We start from the raw sequence: 11,247 nt of genomic DNA on the forward strand, positions 1-11,247 counted from the left end.
AGCGACAGTCAGTGGTGCACCGTGGTCGTTGGAGTCAGACTAACGGATGGGCTCTAACGCACCATAGTTCATCGACCTTCCTCTCCAGCCGTAGAATCAGTATTGACGGTTTAAAACCATTTTCATTTTCTGTGGTGAAGAGCTGGTTTTTAGCGATTCATGGATGGCTAACTGGCAGGTTTGTTGAAGAAAGAGGAGAAATTCTATCCCTTTTAATTGATATTTGACGCCAAAAGCAAAGTAATTATTTATTGTTCAAGTTACGGTCTATTTCTTTAACTTGATATCGGTTTTAAGGCAAAATATTTGGCAGAGACAATTTCAGTCTCTGTCTTTTTTGTCGTCTGAAACCAGCTAAGTCTGAAGTCTGATATAAAAATCAAGCTCTAGCTCAATTATGAAAGTTTTTGAAAAACAGTAATATGGAATCAAGATAATGATAAATACCATACGGGGGTACAGCAAAAAATGCGGTAATACCCAAAAAGAGTGCGATTTTTATCATCGTCAAACTAAGTAAAATGTAACAAAAGGGTTAATAACAAATAACCACATTTTGGAGGTAGAAAATGATTTTTGTTCAGGTAGTATCAAAAGTTTATTCAATGGAGTCGGGAGATTTTGTGACGTTAAGAATAACAACATTCATATCCGAAGGAGGAATATAAAATGAAAAGGTTAGTAGTACGTTTAGCTGTTTATGTATTGATTTTCGCCGTGTTTGTGGGAGGGATCGAGTGGTATGGCTTTAATCGGCATCAAAAAGATTTTTACTTAAACGTCCGCCATGAGCCGGTTCCTTCGCTACAAGGAGTGAAAGTCCCTCAGTATAACCCCCATAAACCTACTGTGGCAGTTGTGATGGCGGATTCATCAATACCAACTGAAGATTTCGATTTTCTCATTCCATACACACTGTTTTCTATGATGAATGCCTACAATGTATATGCTGTCGCACCGGACAAAAACATCAAGTCTTTATCAGGAGGTTTGAATGTGGTCCCACATTACTCTTATAAAGAATTAGATCAATTATTAGGTAAAAGTCCTGATATTGTCGTGGTCCCTTACATGCCAATCGTTGATGAAAAAAAATATCAACCAACTCGTGAATGGATTCAGAAGCACTCTAACGAAAAAACCACTTTTTTAAGTATTTGTGGCGGTTCAGAGAATCTTGCTGATGCAGGCTTATTAAAAGGAAAATCAGCCGCCTCACACTGGCAAGCGATCCCAGGATTGAAAAAACAGTATCCTGACACACATTGGGTAGAAGACGTGAGGTATGTTCAAGAGGGTAATACTTTAACCACTGCTGGTCAAAGCGCAGGTATCGATGGTGTGCTGCATTTGATAGCTCAACAGTTAGGAGAACCTATGGCAGCAAAAATTTCGAAAGAAATCAATTATCCTTCTTACCACTTCGTTCAAAATCCAAAGGTGGACCAGCCTTTTTACGTGGATATAAAATTTGCAACATATTGGCTAAATCTTGGATTCCATTGGAATAAGAAACAGATGGGTGTACTTCTGTATAAAGGTATGGAAGAATTAGCCTTATCTTCTATCTTTGATTCTTATGGAGATACCGGAACGACACAGGTATTAACCATTTCAAATTCAGATGCTCCTATTACCACTAAACATCATCTTAATATAGTGGCTCGACATCAAATTTCAAATGCACCAAAATTAGACAAAATGATCATACCAGGTGGAGACGCAAAATCTCTAGCCGCAACAGATGTAAGACTTTGGAATGAAAAGGCTAATGCTAAAGAGACCCTCCTTATTCATAGTGATTCACCAAAAAGATATGTATTCGAAGCACCATTGGAAGACTTAGCTAAACAAGAAGACCTTTTAACTGCCAAACATGCGGTGAAACGATTTGAATATCGTTCGAATGGTATCCAACTTGAGGGCAAACCATTTCCTCTTGAAACTTACGGCAATGTACTTCTAACCGGATTACTAGCCTTTTTGGTAGCTTTCTGTATCGACAGACGATTCATTATGAAGAAAACAATTTTCAAATCGTATAAACAAATCAGTTAATCACTACCGCCTTCGGGCGGTTTTTTCCATTCTCACCAGCTATAATTATAGTAAATTAACGAACCCAGGAGACCTGAAATTCCGTCAGCTTCACAATCCTGCCCATTAGCCATCCGCGAATGAGTGCGTTTAATCAAGTTATAAGTGGCTTTTCCTAATTTCACAAGAAAGATTGTGAAATATTGCACTGTGCGAAACGTTTCCTTATAAGTGCCAAAGCACGAAATAGGAGGATTGCCGAAAGGCAATTACAACTGATTAATCGAAACTCGGAATGAAAGCCGTCATGTTGAGCTGAAACGAGTTATCTGATACTCCTGCATGCACGGAATGGTAGTAGCCCTAATGTGTATGGAGCTAGGTAAAATTGCTGGCTTGTATTTATTTCCCTTAGGAGATACACAAACAAGCAATGCTATGAACTTCAGTCAGGATATATGTAATTATACAAAAGAAGGAAGGCTTAAACTTCATCAAAACCTCAGAGCCGACATTGCCATAGAAATAAACAAGATGTTACAAATACCTTACGGTAAAGAGAACTTAGAATTTGCAGATAACAGAATTTCAAGGTACTCTATGCAACTAGGCAAATGTGCGGTAACAGGGGGATTTTTGACATCTAACAAGCTGCACTGTCACCATAAGCTACCCCGACATATGGGAGGCACAGATGAATTTAGCAATCTTGTAATCGTGCATGAAGATGTACATAGATTAATCCATGCTACTAATGAAACGACGATTAAACGATATAGGAACATTCTTCAATTAGATGGAAAACAATTGAAGAAGCTAAACCAATTTCGTAAAGTTTGTAATTTAATTGCTTTAGTCTAAAAGAATAAGATGGAACGCCTAATGCGGTGAAAGTCGCACGTTGGGTGTGGAGCAGGGGAAAAGATGGAGATTACATCAAAGTCTTACCTATTGCTATTAAAGTAACGGGTGCAAGAGTTGAGGAACCAGCTGCCATTTGGTGGCTTTTTCTTATTCTGCTAACGGGGCAGTTAGTTCAATAACAAAAGGAATATCCCTTGAAGAGAACTGTTATCGTATTAACCTAAATTTTAATTATGAACCTTATTAATTCCATTATGGAATTAAAAGGGTGGTTATTATTTATTAGAACAATAAAAACTTAAATGGTAAAATGAATTTATTGAAAATTGCATAAATATAAGGAAGGGGAATCACGTTTGGATACAAAAATGGCTCGAAATCGTGCTGAATTATCTGGAAAGTTAACAAATGTATTAGATTCCAGAACGTTAACAAACTCACACAAAAGGCTTGCAGAAATTATTACTGAAGGTATGGCAATTCTTGATGTTGGATGTGGTACAGGGGCAATTACTAGAGGCATAGCAGAAGCTGTGGGTCCAAATGGACGTGTAGTAGGAATTGACAGTAATCCAACCTTAATTGAAAAAGCACGTCAATCATATGGCGAAATACCAGGATTATCATTTGAAACAGGTGACATTTATAATCTTCCTTATGAACAACAATTTGACATTGTTACCTGTTCACGGGTTTTAATATGGTTATCCGACCCATTAAAAGGATTGAAAATGATGACATCTGCTGCAAAAATTGGAGGTCACATTTTAATTGCGGATTATAACCATGATAAGATTTCATGGAATCCCCTGCCACCTTCAAGTATGCTCAACTTTTACGCTGCCTATTTAAAATGGCGTGCGGAAGCAGGTATGGATAATACTATTGCCGATAACCTTCCTGGACTTTTTCGAAAAGTTGGTATAGAAGATATTACTATAACCCCCATTCATGAGGTAACAAATAGAAGAAACCCTGATTTTCAAACTCGCATTGGGATATGGGCTGATGCTGCATCAAGCAGAGGAGTTCAAATGGCGAGAGACGGTTTTATTTGTGAACAGGATTATGTGAGTGCTGAAAACGATTATCGTGAATGGATGATGCGTGATGCTGAATCTTTAACGATGTATATGTTAGCAGTTGAAGGAGTAAGGCTCTGTTAAATACCAACTCAAAATTAGCCAACTAATTATGCTTATACTATGTTGTTAATCAACTAACGGGTGCATTACTGGAACAACGGTAATGCTTTTTCTTGTTCCACTAACTGGCAGTTTAGTTTAAGTGAAATACTTCACATAGTGAAAAGCTGATCTTCCAAAATTGGATATACCCCTGTCATATAGAGGACTACCCTTCAGTGCGTAGTATTATTAAACCGTCAACAACTGGCTCTCAATATTCTGAATGTAAAGGAAAATAGTTGCAGATATTAAAATAAAAAGTCTTGAAATTAGGTGTCGATATTGCGTATTGTTCTGTGCTTAATCCTTGTACTTTGCTGCTGGAAATGGGGGGGTGTTAAAAACTGGAAAAAATATTACCCCACTATTTTATACCTTATTGTTAATCAATTATTATATAGATTCTTTGTTGATGAAAATTTACTTTGGAGGTTGGAAGATGATTATTTTTTAAACCCAGTCTTTTCATTTTTACTGCAAACCTTTCTAATTTTTCCATGTATGGTAATTCTGTTTTTGTCTAATTTACCTGAGTCATGGAAGAAGCAAATATTATATTTGCTATTATCGGCTGCAATTCTCATTGGTATTGAAACTGTTATGCATATCGGTGGCAGAATTACATACCATCACGGTTGGAATTACGGATGGTCACTAATTTTTAATTTCCTTATGGTGCTAATGTGGAGGTTTCATTACTATAAGCCGATTCCAGCTTGGTTGATTTCCTTTTTATGTGCAGCATTTTTTATAATCTATTTTCATGTTCCGTTACCTGAACACTAAAGTGTCAGTTCATGAAGAACAGTGCATAAAACTACCTGTTTACAAAATATATAAAAAAACATATTGATATTGGTTTAAAGATATGCACATGGGTGATATAGAGTAGGACTGCCTACAATTCTGGATTCTGCATTATGATGGATAAAGTTTGTGAAAAAATGTTCTTAAACAAACTGGCAGGTTTGTTTAAGAAAGGAACCTTAAATTAATTAATTTTTGTTTTTTCTAACCCTTTGAGGGAATGATAATTAATGCGTTGGAAATCAAAAATTAACGCTTATAAGGAAGTTCAAAATGAATCAAAAAGATTATTTAAACAAAGCAGATAAGATTTATGATTTAATTGAAAAAGCACACGATAAAAAAATAACATTTTGGCTCGAAAATGTTATTTTCTCTTGGCAATGGTGGGTTGGAACACTACTTACAGTTGTTCCGTGGATATTATGGTTTCTATTTAGAAAAAAAGGGAGCACTTATAGACTACTTCTCTCTGGATTAATGGTTATGCTTATTAGTTCCTGGTTAGATTTTGTAGGAATAGCATTAGGTTTATGGCATTATAATTATGACGTTCTCCCGCTTCTCCCTTCCTATTTACCTTGGGATTTTACTCTTATTCCTGTAATTATTATGTTTCTTATTCAGATTAAGCCAAATTCCAATCCATATATAAAAGCACTTATTTTTGCAGGTGGGAGTGCATTTATTGGAGAACCTTTCTTTGCATTAATTCATACCTATACTCCAGAAAATTGGAAATACATATACTCATTTCCCTTTTTATTTGGTATTTATTTATTGGGACATTTAATTAGTACAAGGGATAGTTTTGACAAAATAAAAAATAAAACAACAAATTAAAAAATAGTTGACACACTGATTTTTCCTAGGGGTTTAAATAATTTTGTTGATGGATAAAAGATTAATTTTTGGTAATCGGAAAGATTGTGAAACATTGTTCTTAAAGTAACGGGGGCGATTGTTCAATAAGAGCAATCGCTTTTCTTGTTTGCTAACGGGGCAGGTTAGTTCAATAAGGTATACACAAAAACCTAGCTTTTGTGGCTAGGTTTTTGTGTATACTGGAATTTTACCTTGCTTCCATATAACTTAATTTTTTTGCTTCTACAATAATGTTTTTAATTAATGATTCGACGGTTTGACTCTTTGCTAATCTTGGACTTTGACCAGACCAAAGTGACATGAAATCTTGATTCTTTTGTGTACTGGAAGTCTTTCTAATATCCTGGGTTAATGTATTTTGAACTGGGAAATCTGGTAAGAGTGCTTCGTGCTTCTGCATTTCTAAAATAAATTTATTTTTAATTCCTCTTGCCCATTTGCCTGAAAATGAACGAGTTAAAACAGTTTGGTCTTCTTTAGCATTAAGAATTGCTTCTTTATGAACCTTATTCGCACCACTTTCAACGCAGCTCAAGAAAGCTGTACCCATTTGTACGCCCTTCGCTCCTAAGCAAATCGAAGCCATTAGCCCTCTACCATCCATAATTCCTCCAGCAGCAACAGCAGTGATGCTTACATTGTCAACAACCTGTGGGATTAATGACATTAAACCAACTAAACTCTCTTGATCACCATCGATAAAGCTCCCCCGATGTCCACCAGCTTCACTACCTTGAACAACAACAATATCCATTCCTGCTTTTTCATTTTCAACTGCTTCTCTAACGGTTGTAGCAGTTCCCACCAGAATAATGTTAGATTGTTTTAATTCGGTAATCACTTCTTTAGAAGGAATACCAAATGTAAAAGAACAAATAGGAACCTTTTCTTCAATTACAACCTTAATTTGTTCAATAAATTTTTCATAAACATTATTAAAATCAGGAATTTCAAAGTTTTCTTTTTGGTGCAAATTTAATTGCTGACGAATGGGGTTTAAGAACTGGTTAGCCGATTTAATTTCATTGTCTGTAACTTTAAATTCGTTAGGAACAAATAAATTAATACCAAACGGATTTGAAGTTAACTGCCTTATTTCCACAATTTGTTCCCGTATTTGAACAGGGGTCATATACCCTGCTCCAATCATCCCAAGAGCTCCAGAATTTGAAACCTCAGCCACTAATTTCGAAGCGGTAACTCCGCCAGCCATTGGAGCTTGTATAATCGGATATTTGATTTTCAGAAGTTTTGTCATTACATTATTTAACATCATTACACACCTCATTTTTCAATTTTACTTATTGATTAATTTTCCTGTAGATTTCCTCTCAAACTGAATTCCATTTAAAAGCAAACCTGCCCCAATTAAAACGACAATAGATGCTCCTATCAAAGCAGCATTAAAATTATGAGTGGATGATGATAAGATTCCAGCAAGAGTTGGTCCTATCAATTGTCCAATAGCATAAATAGCGGTTAGTATGCCAATCGTTCGGCTGCTATTAGATGGATTAATTTGCCGCCCCAACGTTGTAGCAAGTGTAGTGATACCCATAAACGTGGCTCCGAATAATAAAGCACTTGCGATAAAACTAGTTTTCGAAATCCAAAAGGCTGGCATCGCCATACCCAGGGATTGCAATGCCATTGCAAGAACTAAGGATTTAACGAAGCCCCATTTTTTAGCTAGAATAGACCAAATAAGGCAGGATGGAATCGCAGCCAAACCAACCATCATCCAAACTAAGGTTGCATCTTTTTGAAAGTATGAGGTCTTTTCAGCGATAGATACGATAAACGTTCCTGTAACAATGTAACCCAATCCTTCTAAACCATAGGCAATAGTCAACCATAGGAGCCATTTAGTTGGGGGGACCAGTGCAAAAGATTCTTGTTTATTTTTCATCTCAACAGTGTTGGGGGCTTCATCGAGCCAGATCCATACGAAGATGGCTAGGATTCCACTCACAACAGCTAGTCCTATCCATGTACCTTCCCACTGAAATAAATGGTTTAAACTCGGAATAATTAAACTGGATAAAAAAATTCCAAATCCTACCCCTCCATAGAATAAACCCGACCAACTGGTTTTGCTTATAACAGCAAGTTTATCTAATACGATACCAGAGGCTAGAACCAACACAAACGCACTTGAAACCCCTGAAATAAACCGAAGTACATACCAAAGTAAGTAAGAGTATGTTAAACCCATTAGGGCTGTGGTTATAATGCTGATGATTAGACTAATTCTTAGGGGAATCCCTCTATACCCCTTTAAGGGAATAACGCCTGCTAAAATTGCTCCAAGCAAATATCCAGCATAATTACTTGATGCTATATAACCAGCAACTGTATTTGAAAAAGAAAGATCTTTTTGCATAAGTGGAAGAATGGGAGTATAGGCAAATCTTCCAATCCCCATAGCAATAATTAAAGACAGTATTCCCCCTATTAAAAAAAGAAAAAATTGTTTCATCAAATAAAAACCTCCAATAGAATGATGATATTTAAATCATATCTCTTTTCTGGTATATTGAATAATACATAATATTGATACTTGCTATCATTTATTTAGATAGCAAAAAAAGAGGTGAGAATAATTTATGGATTTGCATACATTAAAAATTTTCCAAACGGTTGCAAAGCTGGGGAGTATTTCACAAGCAGCAAGAGAACTTCAATATGCACAATCGAATATCACATTGAAAATACAACAATTAGAAACGGAACTTCAAACAACCTTATTTTATAGGCATAATCGTGGTACTGCTTTAACAGCCAAAGGAAGTATGTTATTAACATACACGGAAAAAATTTTTCATCTTATTGAAGAAACAAAAAACGTGATGAATGATGATCAAACACCAAAAGGTCCTTTAATGATTGGTTCTATGGAAACAACTGCCGCAGTTCGCTTACCAGCCCTATTTTCAAAGTACCTTAAAGACTATCCCGACGTTGACCTAACCCTAAAAACAGGTTCTACAGAAGAAAATATTCATGGCATTCTTCAGTATGAGCTGGATGGAGCATTTGTAGCTGGACCTATTGAACACCCTGAACTAATTCAAAAGGAAGTATTTGAAGAGAAATTGGTACTCGTAACGGATACAATTCATCCACCAATATCTTCTATCAAAGATATTCAAACAAGGACACTACTTGTTTTTCGTACTGGATGTTCTTATCGGGAAAGGCTTGAACAATGGTTTCATCAAGAGAGGGTGATTCCTAAAAAGATAATGGAATTTGGAACCCTGGATGCAATCATTGGGTGTGTATCTGCTGGTCTAGGTATAAGTATGGTTCCACAAAGCGTTGTTGCAAAACAAATACAAGATGGAACTCTTAGACATCATTCACTTCCGAATCCATTTGGAAAAGTCAAAACAGTATTCATTTATAGAAAAGATAAGTATACACCTTCATCATTATTAAAATTCATAAATATGTTAAGTAATTAAATATAAGAGCTGAAATTAAAGAGTTGGAGGGTATCTTAATCAAAAAGTTTGTAAATAAATCCACTTAAAGTAATGGGGGCGATTGTTCAATAAGAGCAGTCGTTTTTTTACTAACGGAGCAGCATTCCTGTAATGAGTGAAAATGAGGTTTGAACAAAAAAATAACCTCTTGGTAGAATAAGAGTGTCCTGAAGCTGGCCAGCGAAAAAGGACAACACTCAAATACCAGGAGGCTTTAAAATGAATTATAACCAAAATAAGAAGATTGCTCAAATTACTTCCCAAACTCTTATTATAGGAGGAGAAATATCCGAATGGTTATTTTATGAAGTTAGATAGGCAACACAGATACACTTATTTTTTATTAAGTTGCTAATTTACAATAGAGGTGATTGTTTTGGGTATTGAAGTAAAAATTGAACAATTATTTTTAATTGAAGAACATCTTAATGAGCTTTCAGAACTTTTAATAAGGGTGGTAGAAGATGGGGCTTCGATTGGATTTTTACCACCAATGAGAAAAGTAGATGCAGAAAAATACTGGGAAACAGTTCTTAGCCCCGAAGTGAATTTATTTGTCGCTAAATCAAACAATCAAATTGTTGGAAGTGTACAGTTACAATTAACGACGAAGCAGAATGGAAGCCATAGAGCAGAAATCGCAAAATTAATGACACACCCCAATTATCGACGTAATGGTACTGGTCGTTTACTTATGCTAAAGGCTGAAGAAACAGCAAAACAGAAGGATAGGTCATTATTAGTTCTTGATACAAGAGAAGGAGACCCTTCCAATAAACTATATACTTCATTAGGTTATATTCAAGCTGGCCGGATTCCTAACTATGCCAAATCGGCGAATGGTGAATTAGCTGCTACCATCTTCTACTATAAAAATAACAAATAATCTTCTTTAACTAACAGGTGCGATACTTCAAGAAGAAGGTCGCCTTTTTCTTTTTCCACAGGAAACATTGTGAAATGCTGTACTTAAAGTAACGTTGCAGTTTAGTTGAAGAGTGAAAAAGAAGGAATACTAAACTGAAGTGTATAATTATATATTAATATGAATTATTATGCGTTATATTCGAAAGGGAGGAGTAAGAATGACCACAAAGAAATTGATACAAAAAATAGAGGAATTATCAATGAATGCTTTACCTGCGATACAAATGATTGTTTATGATGGATGGATATTACGATTTGCCGATGGATATACAAAAAGAGCAAATTCAATCAATCCTATTTATTTTTCAAATGAAGATTTAAATAACAAAATAGAGAATGCTGAACAAATGTATCGCAAAAGAAATTTAAAGATTGTGTATAAAATGACGCAACAGGTATCACCTGAAAATTTAGATAGAACACTCGATAAAAAAGGATATTTCCTTGACAGTTTGACAAGTGTTCTAGGGTTATCTTTGATAGACCTAGATGTTGAAATAAAACATAATGCCATTGTTTATAACCATTTACAAGACGATTGGTTCACAAATTTTTGTAATTTAAATAATGTAGGTGAAAAAGACCAACCAACATTAAAGCAAATGTTAAGAAATATCATCCCTAAGACTTGTTATTTTTTGTTATGTGATGATAACAATGAAATACTTGCTTGTGGGATGTGTGTATTAGAAAGTGAATACATAGGGTTATTTGATATAGTGACTACCGAAAAGTATAGAAATAGAGGTTATGGAAGTAAACTTATTCAAAATATTTTAAAATGGGGTAAGGATAATGGAGCAAGTTATGCATACCTTCAAGTTATGTTAAATAACGCTCCAGCATTAAAACTTTACTCTAAATTAGGGTTTAAGGAAATATACAGATATTGGTATAGAATGAAAGAATAACTCTTTGATATTTCTTCAACTACCATGAAAATTTACTTCTGTACCTTCGATAAAAAGGCAATACTAAAGAAGACGCAGCTCATTCATTTTTTAAAAAGGGGAGAGCGTCTAATTCATTGATCTATGGAATTCAGTTGAATA

General features: G+C 35.2%; 12 protein-coding genes. 10 read left to right on the forward strand and 2 right to left on the reverse strand.

Annotation, left to right across the window (positions count from 1 at the left end; translation table 11 throughout):
• The 7 genes from M3226_RS30845 to M3226_RS30870 form a co-directional block, all read left to right on the forward strand.
• Positions 1 to 227, forward strand: a 227-nt coding sequence (locus M3226_RS30845) for a hypothetical protein (RefSeq protein WP_251573273.1), incomplete at its 5' end; no start/stop codon positions are given.
• 442 nt (positions 228 to 669) lie between these two features.
• Positions 670 to 2,058, forward strand: coding sequence for a DJ-1/PfpI family protein (locus M3226_RS30850; protein ID WP_251573275.1), 1,389 nt, complete (start codon positions 670 to 672; stop codon positions 2,056 to 2,058).
• Between the two features lie 351 nt (positions 2,059 to 2,409).
• Entirely contained in the window at positions 2,410 to 2,898 is a 489-nt protein-coding gene (locus M3226_RS30855) for an HNH endonuclease signature motif containing protein (RefSeq protein WP_251573277.1), read from the forward strand.
• 26 nt (positions 2,899 to 2,924) lie between these two features.
• Positions 2,925 to 3,080, forward strand: a complete 156-nt coding sequence (locus M3226_RS30860) for a hypothetical protein (RefSeq protein WP_251573279.1) — start codon at positions 2,925 to 2,927, stop codon at positions 3,078 to 3,080.
• Positions 3,081 to 3,257: 177 nt separating this feature from the next.
• On the forward strand, positions 3,258 to 4,067 hold the full coding sequence (locus M3226_RS30865) for a methyltransferase domain-containing protein (RefSeq protein WP_251573281.1): 810 nt from the start codon (positions 3,258 to 3,260) through the stop codon (positions 4,065 to 4,067).
• Between the two features lie 294 nt (positions 4,068 to 4,361).
• Positions 4,362 to 4,874, forward strand: a complete 513-nt coding sequence (locus tag M3226_RS32915) for a CBO0543 family protein (protein WP_374110710.1) — start codon at positions 4,362 to 4,364, stop codon at positions 4,872 to 4,874.
• A gap of 294 nt (positions 4,875 to 5,168) precedes the next feature.
• Positions 5,169 to 5,738 (forward strand): CBO0543 family protein, encoded by a 570-nt coding sequence (locus M3226_RS30870; RefSeq protein WP_251573283.1) that lies wholly within the window; start codon positions 5,169 to 5,171, stop codon positions 5,736 to 5,738.
• Positions 5,739 to 5,967: 229 nt separating this feature from the next.
• Here the strand turns inward: M3226_RS30870 and M3226_RS30875 are convergent, their stop codons facing one another.
• A complete protein-coding gene (locus M3226_RS30875) occupies positions 5,968 to 7,053 on the reverse strand; it encodes an NAD(P)H-dependent flavin oxidoreductase (RefSeq protein ID WP_251573292.1) in 1,086 nt (361 codons plus the stop codon).
• A 24-nt stretch (positions 7,054 to 7,077) separates the two neighbouring features.
• A complete protein-coding gene (locus M3226_RS30880; protein WP_308212019.1) occupies positions 7,078 to 8,259 on the reverse strand; it encodes a YbfB/YjiJ family MFS transporter in 1,182 nt (393 codons plus the stop codon).
• Between the two features lie 127 nt (positions 8,260 to 8,386).
• Here M3226_RS30880 and M3226_RS30885 point away from each other — a divergent pair, with 127 nt between their 5' ends.
• The 3 genes from M3226_RS30885 to M3226_RS30895 all read left to right on the forward strand — a co-directional run bounded on the left by M3226_RS30885 (position 8,387) and on the right by M3226_RS30895 (position 11,106).
• Positions 8,387 to 9,247, forward strand: a complete 861-nt coding sequence (locus M3226_RS30885) for a LysR family transcriptional regulator (protein WP_251573287.1) — start codon at positions 8,387 to 8,389, stop codon at positions 9,245 to 9,247.
• Between the two features lie 397 nt (positions 9,248 to 9,644).
• Positions 9,645 to 10,154: a GNAT family N-acetyltransferase gene (locus M3226_RS30890; protein WP_251573289.1), complete on the forward strand. Its 510-nt coding sequence runs from the start codon at positions 9,645 to 9,647 to the stop codon at positions 10,152 to 10,154.
• Between the two features lie 199 nt (positions 10,155 to 10,353).
• Positions 10,354 to 11,106 carry a GNAT family N-acetyltransferase gene (locus M3226_RS30895; RefSeq protein ID WP_251573291.1) on the forward strand — a complete coding sequence of 251 codons (753 nt, stop codon included), beginning with the start codon at positions 10,354 to 10,356 and terminating at the stop codon, positions 11,104 to 11,106.
• Positions 11,107 to 11,247: the final 141 nt, after the last annotated feature.

The organism is Neobacillus cucumis (assembly GCF_023715505.1).

What these genes read in the sequence shown, in the direction of transcription:
- M3226_RS30875 (WP_251573292.1), bottom strand. Translation starts at nt 7,053, where the DNA reads ATGTTAAATAATGTAATGACAAAACTTCTGAAAATCAAATATCCGATT.
- M3226_RS30885 (WP_251573287.1), top strand. Translation starts at nt 8,387, where the DNA reads ATGGATTTGCATACATTAAAAATTTTCCAAACGGTTGCAAAGCTGGGG.
- M3226_RS30870 (WP_251573283.1), top strand. Translation starts at nt 5,169, where the DNA reads ATGAATCAAAAAGATTATTTAAACAAAGCAGATAAGATTTATGATTTA.
- M3226_RS30850 (WP_251573275.1), top strand. Translation starts at nt 670, where the DNA reads ATGAAAAGGTTAGTAGTACGTTTAGCTGTTTATGTATTGATTTTCGCC.
- M3226_RS30880 (WP_308212019.1), bottom strand. Translation starts at nt 8,259, where the DNA reads ATGAAACAATTTTTTCTTTTTTTAATAGGGGGAATACTGTCTTTAATT.
- M3226_RS30895 (WP_251573291.1), top strand. Translation starts at nt 10,354, where the DNA reads ATGACCACAAAGAAATTGATACAAAAAATAGAGGAATTATCAATGAAT.
- M3226_RS30855 (WP_251573277.1), top strand. Translation starts at nt 2,410, where the DNA reads ATGGAGCTAGGTAAAATTGCTGGCTTGTATTTATTTCCCTTAGGAGAT.